The 15,301-nt window shown below is 59.2% G+C and carries 18 protein-coding genes and 1 riboswitch; of the genes, 14 read left to right on the top strand and 4 right to left on the bottom strand.

Features of this window, described 5'->3' with window-relative positions; all coding sequences use genetic code 11:
- Positions 1–6: 6 nt before the first annotated feature.
- Genes ccoO through B9Z50_RS09320 form a run of 6 tightly spaced genes read left to right on the top strand, consistent with a single transcriptional unit; the run spans position 7 to position 3,836 of the window.
- Positions 7–633, top strand: a complete 627-nt coding sequence (gene ccoO, locus B9Z50_RS09345; protein WP_108363509.1) for a cytochrome-c oxidase, cbb3-type subunit II — start codon at positions 7–9, stop codon at positions 631–633.
- 9 nt (positions 634–642) lie between these two features.
- Positions 643–783, top strand: coding sequence for a cbb3-type cytochrome c oxidase subunit 3 (locus B9Z50_RS09340; protein WP_090046611.1), 141 nt, complete (start codon positions 643–645; stop codon positions 781–783).
- 42 nt (positions 784–825) lie between these two features.
- Positions 826–1,758, top strand: coding sequence for a cytochrome-c oxidase, cbb3-type subunit III (gene ccoP, locus B9Z50_RS09335; RefSeq protein WP_108363507.1), 933 nt, complete (start codon positions 826–828; stop codon positions 1,756–1,758).
- 57 nt (positions 1,759–1,815) lie between these two features.
- On the top strand, positions 1,816–3,273 hold the full coding sequence (gene ccoG, locus B9Z50_RS09330) for a cytochrome c oxidase accessory protein CcoG (RefSeq protein ID WP_370463064.1): 1,458 nt from the start codon (positions 1,816–1,818) through the stop codon (positions 3,271–3,273).
- A 24-nt stretch (positions 3,274–3,297) separates the two neighbouring features.
- On the top strand, positions 3,298–3,582 hold the full coding sequence (locus B9Z50_RS09325) for a nitrogen fixation protein FixH (protein WP_108363505.1): 285 nt from the start codon (positions 3,298–3,300) through the stop codon (positions 3,580–3,582).
- Positions 3,583–3,599: 17 nt separating this feature from the next.
- Positions 3,600–3,836 (top strand): hypothetical protein, encoded by a 237-nt coding sequence (locus B9Z50_RS09320; protein WP_108363503.1) that lies wholly within the window; start codon positions 3,600–3,602, stop codon positions 3,834–3,836.
- A 39-nt stretch (positions 3,837–3,875) separates the two neighbouring features.
- Here the strand turns inward: B9Z50_RS09320 and fnr are convergent, their stop codons facing one another.
- The gene (gene fnr / locus B9Z50_RS09315; protein ID WP_108363501.1) at positions 3,876–4,598 is read right to left on the bottom strand and encodes a fumarate/nitrate reduction transcriptional regulator Fnr; all 723 of its coding nucleotides are present in this window, start codon (positions 4,596–4,598) and stop codon (positions 3,876–3,878) included.
- 207 nt (positions 4,599–4,805) lie between these two features.
- Between fnr and hemN the strand changes: the two genes are divergently transcribed.
- From hemN to B9Z50_RS09300, 3 genes are all read left to right on the top strand, one after another.
- Positions 4,806–6,188, top strand: coding sequence for an oxygen-independent coproporphyrinogen III oxidase (hemN, locus tag B9Z50_RS09310; protein ID WP_108363499.1), 1,383 nt, complete (start codon positions 4,806–4,808; stop codon positions 6,186–6,188).
- Between the two features lie 82 nt (positions 6,189–6,270).
- On the top strand, positions 6,271–6,948 hold the full coding sequence (locus tag B9Z50_RS09305) for a sulfite exporter TauE/SafE family protein (protein WP_108363497.1): 678 nt from the start codon (positions 6,271–6,273) through the stop codon (positions 6,946–6,948).
- A 91-nt stretch (positions 6,949–7,039) separates the two neighbouring features.
- On the top strand, positions 7,040–7,780 hold the full coding sequence (locus tag B9Z50_RS09300) for an SIMPL domain-containing protein (RefSeq protein ID WP_233249817.1): 741 nt from the start codon (positions 7,040–7,042) through the stop codon (positions 7,778–7,780).
- Positions 7,781–7,821: 41 nt separating this feature from the next.
- Here B9Z50_RS09300 and B9Z50_RS09295 read toward each other — a convergent pair whose 3' ends face one another.
- The 3 genes from B9Z50_RS09295 to B9Z50_RS09285 all read right to left on the bottom strand — a co-directional run bounded on the left by B9Z50_RS09295 (position 7,822) and on the right by B9Z50_RS09285 (position 9,481).
- On the bottom strand, positions 7,822–8,637 hold the full coding sequence (locus tag B9Z50_RS09295) for a sulfite exporter TauE/SafE family protein (protein ID WP_108363493.1): 816 nt from the start codon (positions 8,635–8,637) through the stop codon (positions 7,822–7,824).
- 275 nt (positions 8,638–8,912) lie between these two features.
- The gene (locus tag B9Z50_RS09290; RefSeq protein ID WP_108363491.1) at positions 8,913–9,245 is read right to left on the bottom strand and encodes a cell division protein ZapA; all 333 of its coding nucleotides are present in this window, start codon (positions 9,243–9,245) and stop codon (positions 8,913–8,915) included.
- The gene (locus B9Z50_RS09285) at positions 9,242–9,481 is read right to left on the bottom strand and encodes a DUF904 domain-containing protein (protein WP_108363741.1); all 240 of its coding nucleotides are present in this window, start codon (positions 9,479–9,481) and stop codon (positions 9,242–9,244) included. Before B9Z50_RS09285 ends, B9Z50_RS09290 begins: the two co-directional genes overlap by 4 nt.
- Positions 9,482–9,565: 84 nt before the next feature.
- A riboswitch (cobalamin riboswitch) is annotated at positions 9,566–9,813 on the top strand.
- A 67-nt stretch (positions 9,814–9,880) separates the two neighbouring features.
- Between B9Z50_RS09285 and B9Z50_RS09280 the strand changes: the two genes are divergently transcribed.
- Genes B9Z50_RS09280 through B9Z50_RS09260 form a run of 5 tightly spaced genes read left to right on the top strand, consistent with a single transcriptional unit; the run spans position 9,881 to position 15,296 of the window.
- Positions 9,881–11,758: a TonB-dependent receptor domain-containing protein gene (locus tag B9Z50_RS09280; protein ID WP_108363489.1), complete on the top strand. Its 1,878-nt coding sequence runs from the start codon at positions 9,881–9,883 to the stop codon at positions 11,756–11,758.
- Complete coding sequence (locus tag B9Z50_RS09275; protein WP_108363487.1) at positions 11,758–12,567, top strand: ABC transporter substrate-binding protein; 810 nt, start codon at positions 11,758–11,760, stop codon at positions 12,565–12,567. Before B9Z50_RS09280 ends, B9Z50_RS09275 begins: the two co-directional genes overlap by 1 nt.
- On the top strand, positions 12,560–13,531 hold the full coding sequence (locus B9Z50_RS09270; RefSeq protein WP_108363485.1) for an ABC transporter substrate-binding protein: 972 nt from the start codon (positions 12,560–12,562) through the stop codon (positions 13,529–13,531). The genes B9Z50_RS09275 and B9Z50_RS09270 overlap by 8 nt, the downstream gene beginning before the upstream one ends.
- Positions 13,528–14,532, top strand: a complete 1,005-nt coding sequence (locus B9Z50_RS09265) for an iron ABC transporter permease (protein ID WP_108363483.1) — start codon at positions 13,528–13,530, stop codon at positions 14,530–14,532. The genes B9Z50_RS09270 and B9Z50_RS09265 overlap by 4 nt, the downstream gene beginning before the upstream one ends.
- The gene (locus tag B9Z50_RS09260; protein WP_108363481.1) at positions 14,529–15,296 is read left to right on the top strand and encodes an ABC transporter ATP-binding protein; all 768 of its coding nucleotides are present in this window, start codon (positions 14,529–14,531) and stop codon (positions 15,294–15,296) included. Before B9Z50_RS09265 ends, B9Z50_RS09260 begins: the two co-directional genes overlap by 4 nt.
- The last annotated feature ends 5 nt before the right edge of the window (positions 15,297–15,301 follow it).

Raw genomic sequence — 15,301 nt, 5'->3', positions numbered from 1 at the left:
TAAAACATGGCTCAAAACCAAAAATCAGGCGGCTTGTCACACGAGAAAGTCGAGACCAATAACTTTTTGATGATCGTTCTGATCTTCATCGTTTTGTTGGTGGGCGGCATGGTCGAGATCGTGCCCTTGTTCTTCCAGAAGTCCACCACAGAGCCGGTGCCGGGCCTCAAGCCCTACACAGCACTGCAAGTGGTCGGGCGTGATGTGTATGTGCGTGAAGGCTGCTACAACTGCCACTCACAAATGATTCGCCCCTTCCGCGCTGAAACCCTGCGTTACGGCTCTTACTCGCTGGCCGGTGAATTCGTCTACGACCGTCCCTTCCAATGGGGCTCCAAGCGCACCGGTCCTGATTTGGCCCGTGTGGGTGGCCGCTACAGCGATGAGTGGCACCGCATTCACTTGACCAATCCCCGTGATTTGGTCCCCGAATCCAACATGCCCGCTTACCCATGGCTGGAAAAGACAGCGGCCGACCACGGCACGGTGGTGGCACGCATGTCGGCCTTGCGGACCTTGGGCGCACCTTACGCCGATGAAGAGTTGGCCAAAGCAGCCGATGAAGTCAAAGGCAAAACCGAATTGGATGCCGTCATTGCCTACCTGCAAGTGCTTGGCGTTCACCGCAAATAAGGCTCAGCCATGGACATCAATACTCTCCGATCTATCGTGACCGTCCTTGCCTTCTTGGCATTCATCGGCATCGTGGTCTGGGCTTGGTCGCGGCGCAACCAAGCCAGCTTTGACGAAGCGGCGCAATTGCCGTTTCGTCAGGACGACTGAGCGGTCCTCCAGAACTCTAAAAAAATACTTCAAGGAAACTCCATGAGTGACTTCATCAGCAACTTCTGGCACTTGTATGTGGCCGGCATCACGCTGGTCAGCATCATTGCCTGTCTGCTTTTGTTGTGGTTCAGTGGCAAGGCCAAGGCCATGACCGCCAACGACAACACCACCGGCCACGTCTGGGACGGTGACCTGCGCGAGATGAACAACCCGCTGCCCCGCTGGTGGGTCGGCTTGTTCATCATCACGGCGCTTTTTGCCTTTGTGTATTTGGCCATGTACCCCGGTGCCGGCAACTTTGCCGGTAAATTCGGCTGGTCGTCGGCCGGTCAGTACGAGGCCGAATTGGCCAAAGGCAATGCCGAAGTGGCCCCGCTCTACGCCAAGTTCTCGGGCATGCCGCCCGAAGAGGTGTCCAAGGACCCGCAAGCCCTGGCCATTGGTGACCGTTTGTTCATGAACAACTGCGCACAGTGCCATGGCTCTGACGCACGCGGCAGCAAGAGCTTCCCCAACTTGGCCGATGGCGATTGGTTGTACGGCGGCACACCTGAGGCGATCAAAACCACCTTGTTGCAAGGCCGAGCCGGCAACATGCCGCCCATGGCCGCTGCCGTGGGTACGCCCGAAGACGTGCGCAACGTGGCGCACTACGTGCTGAGCATGTCGGGCAGTCCGCACGATTCGCTGCGCGCACAACTGGGCAAATCCAAGTTCGGTGCTTGCGCAGCCTGTCACGGCATGGACGGAAAAGGCAACCACGCCATGGGCGCGCCCAACCTGACCGATGACATCTGGTTGCACGGTTGGGGTGAGAACGCGATTGTGAAAATCATCAACAACGGCAAGGTCAACCAGATGCCCGCTCAGGCTGACAAACTGACCGAAGGCCAGATCCACGTCCTCGCTTCGTATGTTTGGGGCTTGTCCAACAACGCTGTGGTCAGCGCTGCAGTCAGCCCTGCCAAGTGATGTAAACCCCCTGCGGCAGGCTGTCCCTGCTGCAGGATTTGAACCAAGGTCTGCGTTTTGTCCACCCCTGAAGATCGTCCCTCCCGCAGCGTGATCCCGATCACCCCCGTGCCCGCTGAGGGCGATGTGGAAATGGTGTCGCTGTACCAAGCACATCAAAAAATCTACCCCCGAAGCGTTCAAGGCGTGTTTGCCAAATGGCGTTGGCTCATGGTGGTGATTACGCAGTTGGTCTTCTACGGCTTGCCTTGGCTGGAGTGGGGGCAGCGTCAGGCGGTGCTGTTCGACCTGGGGGCTCGCAGGTTCTATATCTTCGGCTTGGTGCTTTATCCGCAGGACTTCATTTACTTGACGGCTTTGCTGGTCATCTCAGCGCTGTCGCTGTTTCTGTTCACCGCCGTGGCGGGCCGTTTGTGGTGTGGCTTTGCCTGCCCGCAAACGGTTTACACCGAAATATTCATCTGGATTGAACGCCAGTTTGAGGGTGACCGATCGGCCCGCATGCGCCTGGACGACGCACCCATGAGCCTGAACAAGGTTTGGCGCAAAACAGGTAAACAACTGGCTTGGATCGTTTTCTCACTCTGGACTGGTTTCAGTTTTGTGGGTTACTTCACACCGATCCGTGAGTTGACAGTGTCGATCTTGTCGCTTGGTTTCGGTCCGTGGGAAATTTTCTGGATTTTGTTCTACAGCTTTGCCACCTATGGCAACGCAGGCTTCATGCGCGAGCAGGTGTGCAAATACATGTGTCCCTATGCGCGTTTTCAAAGCGCCATGTTCGACAAGGATACCTTGATCGTCACCTACGACGAGGCGCGTGGTGAGCCTCGTGGCGCTCGTTCCAAAAAAGCAGACCCCAAAGCGCTGGGCTTGGGCGCTTGTGTGGACTGCACCTTGTGTGTGCAGGTCTGCCCCACGGGCATCGACATCCGCAAAGGTTTGCAGTACGAATGCATTGGCTGCGGCGCTTGCGTAGACGTGTGCGACAACGTGATGGACAAGGTCGGTTACGAACGCGGCCTGATCAAGTTTTCGACGCAAAACGCCATGGACAAGGGCTGGAGTTGGGCGCAAACCGTGCGCCGCATTTTCCGTCCCCGAGTCTTGGTGTACACAGCAGTGTTGTGGACCATCATCATCGGTGTGGGGCTGTCCTTGTGGACCCGAGATCCGTTCAAGGTCGACATCGTGCGCGACCGTGCCACCATGGCCCGCATTGTGGCGGGTGGCAAAATTGAAAACGTCTACCGCTTGCAAATCATGAATGCGGCTGAGCAGACCTTGAGCTTCCAGTTGCAAGTTGACGGTCTGCCGGGCCTGAGTTTGGCCACCGAGCCTTCGGTGGACGTGGGTGCCACCGAGTCGCGTTGGGTGTCCGTGCGCTTGCAAGTGCCGTATGACTCGGCGCCTGCGGGTTCTCACCCGATCCATTTCCGCATCGAGTCGCGCTCGGCCGATGGCCAATCCGTCGGTCAGCTGAGCGAGAAAACCGTGTTTCTGGTCCCTCGCTGAGTGACCCCATTTTGAAAGATTGCCATGAACAAGGTTCTGAATGTGAGCAAAGAGGGTCAGCCCTGGTGGCGTTTTGGTTTGGTATGGATGGTTGTGGGTGGCCCTGCCGTGGTGGTGGTGGCCGGTTTCATCACTTTCTACATTGCCGCGACCAACCCTGATCCGGTGCTCCAAGTCACGCCGCGCACCGCCTTGCAAGAGCGCCAAGGCATCTCCCATGTGCCCGCCATGCAAGGGCGCAACCATGCGGCCACGGGCGAGTTGCCTGCTGCGCTGCAAGCGCCTGTTGATCAGCCCAGCAAACCCTGACGCCAAAGGAATACACGATGCTTAGTCAACGCTGGATGTGGATAGCCTGGCCGGCATTTTTGGTGGCGGGCCTATTGGAAATGTTGGTCTTCGCTTTTGTCGATCCTCAAGACCTGCATTGGTTCGGACATGGCTTTGAGCTGTCCCGACAAGCGATTTACACGCTGGCCTTTTTTGCCTTCTGGGCTTTGACCATGGTCTCAAGCGCCTTGACGCTGTTGCTGGGCATGTCCTCGACGGATGTGAACCGCTGAAAGCACCGAACAGTACTGTTCAGTTCTCAAGCTGAAAAATCAGTGGCAATGCGCGGTGTTGTTGACCAGCCGCTGCAGACCTTCGGTGTCCAGAATGCGCACATGGCGCTGCTTGACTTCCACTGTGCCGTCTTCCACAAACTTGGAAAAAGTGCGGCTCACGGTTTCGAGTTTCAGGCCCAAATAGCTGCCGATTTCTTCGCGCGTCATGCGCAGCACCAGCTCCGACTGTGAAAAACCACGGGCGTGCAAACGTTGCACCAGATTCAGCAAAAATGCCGCCAGGCGCTCTTCGGCCCGCATGCTGCCCAAGAGCAGCATCACGCCATGCTCGCGCACGATCTCGCGGCTCATGATTTTGTGGACATGGCTTTGCAGCGCGGTCACCTCGCGCGAAATTTCTTCGATCCGATCAAAAGGCATGACACAGACTTCTGCGTCTTCGAGTGCCACCGCGTCGCAGCTGTGCTGGTCGTTCACGATACCGTCCAAGCCAATGATTTCGCCCGCCATCTGAAAGCCCGTGACCTGGTCACGCCCGTCTTCGGTGGCCAGACAGGTCTTGAAAAAGCCGGTGCGGATGGCGTAGAGCGACGTGAACTTTTCGCCGTTGGTGAACAGCGTGTCGCCCCGCTTGATCCGGCGGCGCACAGCCACCAAATCGTCGAGGCGGTTGAGGTCATGTTCGCTCAGGCCCATGGGCATGCACAACTCGCGCAAGTTGCAATTGGAGCAGGCGACTTTGATAGCTTGGGGATTCATGGTTTATCTCTTGGTTGAGCAATGGATTTGCCTTGGATCAAGACTTGAGCTTAAACGGAAAAAACGGCTTTATTTGCGGGTATACCCTGTCCACGCCAAAAATCCCGGAAAACCGGTAAAGGGTTTGACCTGAGTCAATGCATGGGCCGATGCATGTGGGCAAAGTGATGCCTTCTTCTGTACACATTCGAATGAAGGGGCAGACACATGTCCGTTATCACACCGCAATTGCTGACACGCTTTGATGTGCCCGGCCCACGCTACACCTCCTACCCCACCGCCGACCGTTTTGTTGAAGCCTTTGGCGAAGCCGATTATGTGCAAGCGCTGGTGCAGCGCCAATCGGGCACAGTGGGCAAACAACCACCGCTGTCGCTTTACGTGCACATCCCGTTTTGCGAGTCGCTGTGCTACTACTGTGCCTGCAACAAAATCATCACCAAGCACAAAGAGCGGGCTGCAGTTTATTTGAAATACCTCAGCAAAGAGGTTGAGCTGCACACCCGACACCTGGGGCGGGGCCAAGCGGTCAGCCAGTTGCACTTGGGCGGGGGCACGCCCACCTTCATGAGCGACGAGGAGCTGCGGCAACTCATGGCCATGTTGCGCGAGCACTTTGAATTCGTCCCGGGCGGTGAATACTCTGTCGAGGTGGACCCGCGCACCGTGAACGAGAGCCGGCTGGCCGTGCTGGCCGAGCTGGGTTTCAATCGCCTGAGTTTTGGCGTGCAGGACTTTGACCCTGCGGTGCAAAAGGCTGTGCACCGCATCCAGCCCGCAGAGCAGGTGTTTGCTTTGGTTGAGGCGTCGCGCCGATTGGGTTTTGAGTCGGTCAATGTCGACCTGATTTACGGACTGCCTTTGCAAACGCCCGAGTCTTTTGACCGCACTCTCGAGCAGGTGAAAAGTCTGCGCCCTGACCGCATCGCCTTGTACGCCTACGCGCACCTGCCCGAACGCTTCAAGCCGCAGCGACGCATTCATGCGCAAGAGCTTCCTGCTGGCGGAGCCAAAGTGGCCATGCTCTCACGCTCGCTCGATGCTCTGACAGAAGCGGGCTATGTATACATCGGCATGGACCACTTTGCTTTACCGGGTGATGCCTTGGCCGTGGCCAAACGCCAAGGGCGTTTGCACCGCAATTTTCAAGGCTACAGCACCCAGGCCGATTGCGACCTGATTGCGCTGGGTGTGTCCTCGATCGGCCGCATCGGCGCGACCTACAGCCAAAACGCCAAGACCTTGGAAGAATATGCCGATCTGCTCGATCAAGGTCATTTCCCGGTGGTGCGGGGCCTGGCGCTCACGCGTGACGATCTGATCCGCCGCTCGGTCATCATGGCGCTCATGTGCCAGGGGCATTTGCAATACGAGGCCATCAACCTGGCTTGGCTGGTCGACTTCAAGACCCTGTTTGCCCCAGAGTTGCGCCAGCTCGAAGACATGCAAGCACAAGGCCTGGTGCAGTTGAGCGAGACCGGCATTCAGGTCACGGCCATGGGCTGGTTCTTTGTGCGCGGCGTGGCCATGGTGTTCGACCGTTTTGTGCAGGCCGACCGCAACCGCACGCGGTTTTCCAAAATCATCTGATGCGCCGAGGGTGGGGGTTGAAGTGCATCGAGGCGGTCTGCATCACCGACAATGCACCTCTCAACATTCAAGCAAATAAGCCATGCAAAGTTCTTTGGCCATCACGGCCTTGATGATGGGGGTACTGGGCGGGCCACATTGTGTGGCCATGTGCGGCGCTGCCTGTGCGGGCCTGGGCCAAGCTGCGGGTGAGCGGCGGGCGCAGGCCTTGATGGCCTTTCAGCTGGGGCGCTTGGGCGGCTATGCACTTTTGGGCGCGGTGGCTGCGGCCAGCGTGCAGGGCTTGGGCTGGTTGACCACGCAGTCGGCGGCCATTCGTCCGGTCTGGACATTGTTGCACCTCACCGCCCTGGTCTTGGGCTTGCTGCTCATGCTGCAGGCACGCCAGCCCGTGTGGCTCGATGCCGCCGCTCGCCGCTTGTGGGCGCGTGTGCGGGCTTTCAACAACCGCTGGGGGCGTGCCGCGCCCTGGATGGTGGGGGGGCTGTGGGCCTTCATGCCCTGCGGCTTGTTGTATTCGGCCTTGATGGTGGCCGCTTTGACCAGCCAGCCCTTGGAAGGCGCTGCCACCATGGCCTTGTTTGCGCTGGGCAGCAGCATCAGCCTGTGGGCCGGGCCTTGGCTGTTTTTGCGCATGCAGACCTTGGGCGATGGGGCCTGGGGCATGCGCGTGGCAGGCTTGGCACTGGCGTCTGTGTCGGCCTGGGCTTTGTGGATGGGTCTGGTGCATGACCAGGCGCCCTGGTGCGTTACACCCTGACACCAAAACGCTGCGCTGGGTCAGCAGGCAAGACCCTGGCGGCCTTCACAATCGGCCAGTCGATTTGACTTGGATGATGGAAAGGACCCCGATGACCATGAAATCCACACCCGCATTGGCCTTGGCCTGCATGATGTCCTTGGGCCAGCCTTGGTGCTTAGTTCAAGCACAAAGTCCGTCCCCGACATGGCAGCCAACAGCCCAGGCTGCACCCCATCAGGTGCTGCATTTGAGTGCTTCGGCGCACACGGAGGTGGCGCAAGACTGGCTGGTGATGAGCTTGGCGGTTCAAAAAGAGGGCATGCAAGCCCCGGCGGTTCAAAAGCAGCTCAATGCCGTGTTGTCCGCCGCCTTGGCGGTGGCCACGCCCCTGGCCAAGCCGGGTGCCGTGGAGGTGAGCACAGGAGAGATGAATGTCTCGCCGCGTTATGGCCGCGAGGGCAAGATCAATGGCTGGTCTGGTTCCGCGCAACTGCTCCTGCAAGGACGTGATGCCGTTCAGATCGCGAGCCTCGCCGCACGTTTGCAAGACCTCACGGTGGCCCAGATCGGATGGCAGCTGAGCCCAGAGCAAAAAAGCGCAGCCGAAATGCGCATTCAGGCACAAGCGGTGGCGGGTTTTCAGAGCAAAGCACAGGCGCTGACGCAGCAGTTCGGCTTTGCAGCTTACACGCTCAGGGAAGTTCGCGTGAACGCGCAAGAGGCCGGGGAGGCCAGCGTCATGCCGCGCTTGTCGATGGCCTCGATGGACTCAGCACCTTCACCAACGCCCACGCTGGCAGGCAAGTCACGTGTGGTGGTGAACGTTTCGGGCAGCATTGTGCTGCGCTGAAAAGGCCGGGGTCCCGGCCTTGAGCATCAGCAGCAGATCGATCAGGCGAACAGACCCTTGTAGAGCATGTACCCGGCCAGCAGGTAAAGCACACTGGCAAACACGCGCTTGAGTTGTTTGACAGGCAGCTTGTGTGCAACGCCAGCGCCCACGGGCGCCATGAAAATGCTGCACACAGCGATCACCACCAAAGCGGGCAACCACAAGTAGCCAAAACTGTAGGCCGGCAGGTTTTGCACGTTCTGACCGCTCACGATGTAACCGGTCACGTTGGCCAGCGCGATGGGAAAGCCCAGGGCTGCGCTGGTGGCTACGGCGTTGTGGATGGCCACGTTGCACCAAGCCATGAAAGGCACGCTGATGAAACCGCCGCCAGCCCCGACCAAACCCGAGAGCAAGCCGATCAGGCCGCCCGCGCCGAGCAAACCCTGAAAGCCGGGGACCTGGCGCGAGGGCGCAGGCTTTTTGTCCAGGAACATTTGGGTGGCCGAAAAGCCCACAAACAGCGCAAAGAACAACGCCAGGTAAGTGCCTTTGGCAAATGCAAAAATGCCCAAGCTGCCGATCAGGCTGCCAATCACGATGCCCGGAGCCAAGCCCTTGACCAAATCCCAGCGCACGGCTTTTTTCTTGTGGTGGGCGCGCACGCTCGAGACGCTGGTGAAAATGATGGTGGCCATGGAGGTGGCAATCGCCATCTTGACGGCCAAATCCGGGCTGACGCCACGAGCGCCCAACATGTAAGTCAAAAACGGCACCATGATCATGCCGCCGCCAATGCCCAAGAGGCCCGCCAAAAAGCCCGTGCACAGGCCAAGTACAGCCAATTCGGCCAACAGCAGAGGTTCGATGATCATGTGGGGGAATGGGGAGGTAAAAAGAAGGTGTCTGCAAGTGCCACCGGACCGGCATCCTGAACCGGGGTTCAGGTGGGCGAGGGCAGACTGGCGTTGGGTTCATCTGACGCGAGATGATCACGCTCACCAGCCAATGTACCAAGCCCGGGCTCTAAGAGCATTGGTTCAAGGAAATATAAAGCCCGGCATGCACTGCAGACAAAGCCATTGTAGAGGCTAAAGCGCAGGGTGGGCAGTCACCTGAACAACAGGCCGCAGCACTACAGCCCGGATTTTCAAAGCAACTGGCCGTCTTGCTCAATGACCCGGTCCAGGCGCTGCAGCAATTGCGTCAGCCGGGCTTGCGCATCGGGCGTCACGTCAGCCGCTGGGGTGTTGGCGTTACCTTGATCGGCGGCTTGGGGTGCCTCGACTTGTTCGAAGGCCAAGTTCAAAGCGGCCAGCACGGCAATGCGGTCACGCGCCTTGATCTTGCCCGCGTCGCGGATCTTGCACATGGCTTCATCCACCTTGCGCACTGCACCCAGCAAACGCTCTTCGCCGCCGTCGGGGCAGCCCAAAATGTAGCTTTGGCCCATGATCTGGACGTCGATTTGTCGGTTGCTCATGCGGAAGCCTCAGGCGATGCGGGGGCAGCTGTGGTGGCCGATGTGGGCAGCCGCTCAATGAGGGCGTCCACACGGGCTCGGGCTGCGGCCAGGCGCGACTTGAGCTGGTCACGCTCCAGACTCAGCGCTTGCACTTGTTGGGTCAGTAAAGCGTTGGTGCGTTGGAGCTCTTCGTGGCGCAGCAGCAAGTGATCCACACGCTCGGCGATTTGATCGATGGTGTCGGAATAGGCCATGGCAAACAAGAAAAAGGAAGACCTCCATTGTAGGGTCTGATGCAACGTGTCTACCGATTTTGTAGGTTTGTAGACAGCTTTGCACCTATAATGAAAGTTGTTGGTGCTCGCGCTGCCGGTTCACGGCGCGCAGTTCAACGGGAAGCAGGAGGGACAAGCCATCTCGGCCCACCTAACCTGCGCTGCCCCCGCAACGGTAAGCAGACGGGTCTTCATTCGCATGAAGACTCCGCTTTCATCTCAAACCACTGGGCGCCCTGAAACAGGCGGCTGGGAAGGTGATGAAGGTCGCTCTGTCAGCCCGGATACCGGCCAACAAGGTGACCTGTCGCAAGGCAGGTTGTGAAGCCCATGCACTGTCGGGGAAGGCGGTGAGGGCGTTTGACTTGTTAGTTTTGAATGAAAAATCGTACCTTTCGTGCACGCCCTGCTGTGCACGCCCTTTCCATTTTGTCCTTGGCTGTCAGCGTTTCCGTTCAAGCCCAAACCATTGAAATCAATCCGGTTGTCATCACTGGCGCTCGTATTGAACAACCTTTGTCGCAGGCGCTGACTTCTGTGTCTGTGATCACACGTCAGGAAATCGAGAAATCGCAGTCCCCTACCTTGGCCGATTTATTGCAAGGCGAAGCCGGCTTTGAATTTGGCCGCAATGGTGGCCCTGGCACGACCACATCTTTCTTCTTGCGTGGTCAAAACAGCATCAATGCTGTTGTCCTGATCGATGGCGTTCGCTCCCAGGTGGACTCACTTGGGTCATTGCAAGTGCTGGACGTGCCTTTATCCCAAATTGAACGTATTGAGTTGCTGCGTGGTAATGCCAGTGCTTTGTATGGCGATGCGGCCATCGGGGGTGTGATCAGCATCACAACCCGCCATGGCAAAGGTACTCCAGCTGCGTACGGCTCTGTGTCTTACGGCTCGCGCAACAGCGTAGATGCCTCTGTCGGTTACGGCGGCAAGTCTGAAGACTACCGCTTCAATGTGCAAGCAGGTATCAAAAAAACCGACGGCTTTTCGGCGATCAATACCCAACAACAGCCCACAGCTAATCCAGACCGTGATGGCTACAGTGGTGAATTCATGTCTGCGCGTGTTGAAAAAATGCTAAGCCCAGACGCCACAGTTGGTGTTCGATGGCTGGGTGACCGATCAACAGCAGAAACCGACAATGCATGGGCCAGTTCGCCGCTGGATATTCAAGAATTCAAAAAACGCAACAACACCCTGGGGGTCTTCTGGCGTCAAGCATTCACCTCGGATTGGGTTAGTCAACTGGACGTGTCGACTTCATCTCTGACCTATGAAGACATCGAAAACGGCAAGCGCTTGAGTTCTTATGGGCTTTTTGAAGGCCGCCAAAATCTGGGACGTTGGTTCAACACATGGCAAGCGGGAACCGATACGGCAGTGACTTTTGGTGCGGATGTTACGAGGGACAACTTCAAAGTTGACCAAGGCAACGCCTACGACATGAAGCGAGACGCCACTGGAATTTTTGCTGGAGTAACTCAGAAGTTGGGCGCACTCACCATTCAGATGAATGTGCGCCATGACGACGTGAGGGTTGAAAACCGTGAGCCGGGTATGCCAAACAGCAGCAATCGATCTGATGCAGACACAGGCCTCTTGGGTTTGAGTTATGCCATCACGCCCGCGTGGTCTGTGACGGGAACGGTGTCCAATGGTTTCAGGGCTCCGACCGCATCCGAAGTTTCCAAGAACCCGCAACTCAGGCCTGAAACCCACCAAAGTTCAGAGATCGGCACAAGCTACGCGATCGATAACTTGCTGGCCCGCGTCGTTTACTTTGATACCAACACAAAAGATGCGATTGTTTACAAACGGTTGCAAGGCTGGGATTACACCTATGAGTCTGTGGGTCGTGTGAGCAACCGTGGTTTGGAGGCCACCTTGCGCTCAAACTGGCGTGGTTACACCATCAAAGCTTCTGTTGTTAGCCAGGATCCTATGAATGAAGTGACCCAAAAGTCGATGGAACGCAGGGCCAAGAACTATGGTTCGCTTGACATCTCTCGTTCTTTGGGTCTCTATGAAGCAGGCGCCAGACTGTATGCTTCAGGTGAACGCCCCGATAGCTTGCGCACTTTGGCTGGGTACAGTCTGTGGTCGTTCTACGCCAGCCGCAAGATCGACGACAACTGGACGGCCCGCTTGCGCTTGGAAAACGCCTTCGACAAGCAGTATCAACTGGCTTATGGCTACAACACCCCCGGTCGTGGTTTGTTTGCCACCTTGCAATACAGTCCAAAGTGATGAATCCCGCTGCACTTACACCCCAACGCATCGTCTGTCTCACCGAAGAGACAACGGAGTGGCTGTACCTGTTGGGGCAGGAGCAGCGCATCGTGGGCATCTCGGGCTACACGGTGCGCCCGCGCCGGGCCCGCGAGGAAAAGCCCAAGGTCAGTGCATTTTTGAGCGCGAAGATCGACAAAATTTTGGCGCTCAAGCCCGATTGTGTTTTTGGTTTTTCAGACTTGCAGGCCGACATCGCTTCTTTGCTGATCAAGGCCGGTGTACAGGTCACAGTTTTCAACCAGCGCAGTGTGGATGAGATTTTTTCGGTGCTCTACCAAGTGGCCGCGATGGTGGGGCAGGCCGAGCAGGGCTTGGCCCAGTTGTCGCGCATCCGCGCTGAGCTCGATGCCATCGCCCAAAAGGCGGCTGGTTTCAAGCGCCGACCTCGTGTGTATTTTGAGGAATGGGACGAACCCCACATGAGCACCATCCGCTGGGTGTCTGAATTGATGGGCATTGCGGGAGGGGACGATATTTTTCCTGAGTTGGCACTTCAATCCATGGGGCGTGACCGCATCATTGCCAGTGGCCAAACCATTGTCGACCGTGCGCCTGACATCATCATCGGCTCTTTGTGCGGCAAGAAGTTTCGCCCCGAAAAAGTCGCGGCCAGGCCCGGTTGGCAAGACGTGCCTGCTGTGCGCACCGGGCAGATTTTTGAAATCAAATCGGCCGACATTTTGCAGCCCGGTCCTGCCGCGCTCACCGATGGCGTGACGCAGATGCACCGCATCTTCAGCCAGTGGGAAGCGCTGCATGGTTGAGCGATGGTGTTCAGCCTTGCCCGTCGCTGGCCAAGCACGGGTTTGGATGCCCGCCAGCTCGGGCATGACGGCATCTGGGGTGTTGGCGGTGTTGGTCTGTTTCTTTTCAAGCGTATTTTTCCAGTCCGCACAAGCCGTCACTGTGCTCGATGACCGCCAGCAAAAAGTGCAGATCGCTCAAGCCCCGCAACGCATCGTGAGCTTGCTGCCGTCGCTGACCGAAACCGTCTGCGCCCTGAAGCAGTGCCACAAATTGGTGGGACTTGACCGGTATTCCAATTGGCCCGAGTCGGTCAAAGCTGTGCCGCGTGTGGGCGGGGGGCTGGACCCGAACATCGAGAGCATCGTCGCGCTCAAGCCCGACCTGGTGCTGGCTGCGGGCTCCACCCGGGGCGCTGACCGCTTGCAGGCGCTGGGTCTGAATGTGCTGCGTCTTGAGCCACGCAACCACGCTGACGCGCAGCGTGTGTGGCGCACTGTGGCGCTGGCGCTGCATGTGCCCTGCGCCGACAGCGACCGGGTCTGGCAAAGCATTCAGGCCGGTGTGCAAACGGCGGTGCAATCGCTCAGCCCCGCCGCCCGGCAGCAGCGGGTTTACTTTGAAGTGAGCCCCGCGCCCTATGGCGCAAGTGCGTCATCTTTCTTGGGCGAGACGCTTACGCGCATGGGCGTGGCGAACATCTTGCCTGCATCGATGGGGCCGTTTCCACAGGTCAACCCGGAGTGGGTGGTACAGGCTCGGCCCGACGTGATCATGGTCGGCGACAGCAGCCGCGCCAGCATGCTGCAGCGCCCTGGCTGGGGCCGCTTGCGGGCCATGCAAGACCAGCGACTGTGTGTGTTCAAGCAGGATGAATCCGACATGCTGGTCAGAGCTGGCCCGCGCATGGCCGAAGGCGCACAGCTGATGGCCGATTGTTTGAACCGCGCAGCGGCCCAAGCCGACACCGGAGTGCAGCGGTGAACACCCACACCCAAGCACCACGTTGGGCACTGCTGCTCTTGGCCGTGGGTCTGGCCGTGGTCGTACTTGGCACGGCCGCTGGCAGTCAGGGCTGGCAGGCCTGGTGGTCGGCGCAGACCGATGCCGTGTCGCGCCAGATCGTGTGGGACATCCGTTTGCCGCGCAGCCTGGGCGCTTGGTTGGGCGGAGCCTTATTGGGGCTGGCCGGTGCAGTGGCGCAAGGCCTGTTTCGCAACCCCCTGGCCGATCCGTACTTGCTGGGCAGTGCCTCGGGCGCGTCGCTGGGGGTCGGGGTGTATTTGAGTTTGTGGGGCGGCAGTTCGTGGGTCATGAACAGCTGGTTGGGCTTGGGCCTGACGGGCGCGGCCTTTGTGGGTGCGGTGTTGGCTGTGGTGCTGACCTTGTTGTTGGCCCGTGGTGTGCAGCAAACGCTGCGCCTGTTGTTGGCGGGCGTGGTGGTGGGTGTGGTGTTGGGGGCGCTCACGTCCTTGATCTCGCTGATGCAGCCCCAAGTCTTGCAGGCCATGCAGGGCTTCATGCTGGGCTCGACCGCGTTTGTCAGCTGGATCGCCTGCGCCACGATGGCGGCGGTGCTGGCCTTGTGCATGGCCTTGGCCTGGGTCTTTGCCCGTGTGCTGGATGCGCTGAGTTTGGGTGAAGCCACTGCGCAAAGCCTGGGAGTGCCTTTGCCACTGGCCCGCATGGTGCTGGTGGGTGTGATTTCTTTGGCCACGGGCGCTGCGGTGGCGCACATTGGACTGGTGGCTTTTGTCGGCTTGGCAGCGCCGCATTTGGTGCGTTCGCTGGTGCGCTGCACGCACGCCTGGCGCTTGTTTTTGTCGGCCTTGATGGGCGGGGCCTTGCTGGTACTGGCCGATGTGGTGGCCCGTGTGCTGTTGGCGCCGCAAGAGCTGCCTGTGGGCGTGCTCACGGCGGTGCTGGGTGGGGTCTATTTGCTCTGGCGCGTCTACCGCGATGCCGGCACGGGAGCGCGCTCATGAACGCCGCCCTGCAAACCCGGCAACTGAGCGCCGAGTTGGGTGGCCGCCAGGTCCTCAAAAGCATTGACCTGCAGATCACGGCGGGCCGATGGACCTGCGTGGTGGGCCCCAACGGCGCGGGCAAATCGAGTTTGCTCAAGGCGCTGGCGGGTTTGCTGCCGCACAGCGGGCAAGTGCTGTGGCAGGGCCAGCCGCTGGCCTCGCTCACGCGCCATCAAAGAGCGCTGCAACTGTCCTGGCTGGGGCAGGGTGAAGCCAGCACGCTGGACCTGCGCGTGTGGGACGTGGCCATGCTTGGCCGTTTGCCTCACCAAAGCTGGCTGGGCACCCCTTCGGCGCAAGACGCCCAAATGGTGGAAGCCGCACTCCGGGCCACGCAGGCTTGGGACTGGCGCGAGCGCACGCTGGGCGAGTTGTCGGGCGGTGAGCGCCAACGCGTGCTGCTGGCCCGCGCCATGGCGGGCAATGCGCCCACCATGCTGATGGACGAACCCTTGGCCAACCTGGACCCGCCACACCAAGTGGACTGGCTGGAGCAGGTGCACTGCCTCTTGGCGCAAGGCACGACGGTGGTCAGCGTGCTGCACGAAATCGGCATGGCGCTGCACGCCGATGACATCGTGGTCATGTGCGAAGGTCAAGTCGTGCACCACGGCGCAGGCAGCGATACAGCCACGCACGCCGCCATCGAGGCCGTGTTTGACCAGCGCATCCGCATCCACGCGCTCGGTGGGCAATGGGTGGTGCTGCCCCACTTGGCTTGATGCCT

This window comes from Limnohabitans sp. Bal53 (assembly GCF_003063355.1).
Taxonomy (GTDB): Bacteria; Pseudomonadota; Gammaproteobacteria; order Burkholderiales; family Burkholderiaceae_C; genus Limnohabitans_A.
This window is presented reverse-complemented; position numbering and strand designations above follow the sequence as displayed.

Coding starts and splice junctions, on each gene's coding strand:
- B9Z50_RS09320 (WP_108363503.1), top strand. CDS start 3,600: ATGCTTAGTCAACGCTGGATGTGGATAGCCTGGCCGGCATTTTTGGTG.
- B9Z50_RS09280 (WP_108363489.1), top strand. CDS start 9,881: ATGAAAAATCGTACCTTTCGTGCACGCCCTGCTGTGCACGCCCTTTCC.
- B9Z50_RS09275 (WP_108363487.1), top strand. CDS start 11,758: ATGAATCCCGCTGCACTTACACCCCAACGCATCGTCTGTCTCACCGAA.
- B9Z50_RS09285 (WP_108363741.1), bottom strand. CDS start 9,481: ATGGCCTATTCCGACACCATCGATCAAATCGCCGAGCGTGTGGATCAC.
- B9Z50_RS09290 (WP_108363491.1), bottom strand. CDS start 9,245: ATGAGCAACCGACAAATCGACGTCCAGATCATGGGCCAAAGCTACATT.
- B9Z50_RS09260 (WP_108363481.1), top strand. CDS start 14,529: ATGAACGCCGCCCTGCAAACCCGGCAACTGAGCGCCGAGTTGGGTGGC.
- ccoP (WP_108363507.1), top strand. CDS start 826: ATGAGTGACTTCATCAGCAACTTCTGGCACTTGTATGTGGCCGGCATC.
- B9Z50_RS09305 (WP_108363497.1), top strand. CDS start 6,271: ATGCAAAGTTCTTTGGCCATCACGGCCTTGATGATGGGGGTACTGGGC.
- B9Z50_RS09270 (WP_108363485.1), top strand. CDS start 12,560: ATGGTTGAGCGATGGTGTTCAGCCTTGCCCGTCGCTGGCCAAGCACGG.
- ccoO (WP_108363509.1), top strand. CDS start 7: ATGGCTCAAAACCAAAAATCAGGCGGCTTGTCACACGAGAAAGTCGAG.
- B9Z50_RS09325 (WP_108363505.1), top strand. CDS start 3,298: ATGAACAAGGTTCTGAATGTGAGCAAAGAGGGTCAGCCCTGGTGGCGT.
- hemN (WP_108363499.1), top strand. CDS start 4,806: ATGTCCGTTATCACACCGCAATTGCTGACACGCTTTGATGTGCCCGGC.
- B9Z50_RS09340 (WP_090046611.1), top strand. CDS start 643: ATGGACATCAATACTCTCCGATCTATCGTGACCGTCCTTGCCTTCTTG.
- B9Z50_RS09295 (WP_108363493.1), bottom strand. CDS start 8,637: ATGATCATCGAACCTCTGCTGTTGGCCGAATTGGCTGTACTTGGCCTG.
- fnr (WP_108363501.1), bottom strand. CDS start 4,598: ATGAATCCCCAAGCTATCAAAGTCGCCTGCTCCAATTGCAACTTGCGC.
- B9Z50_RS09300 (WP_233249817.1), top strand. CDS start 7,040: ATGACCATGAAATCCACACCCGCATTGGCCTTGGCCTGCATGATGTCC.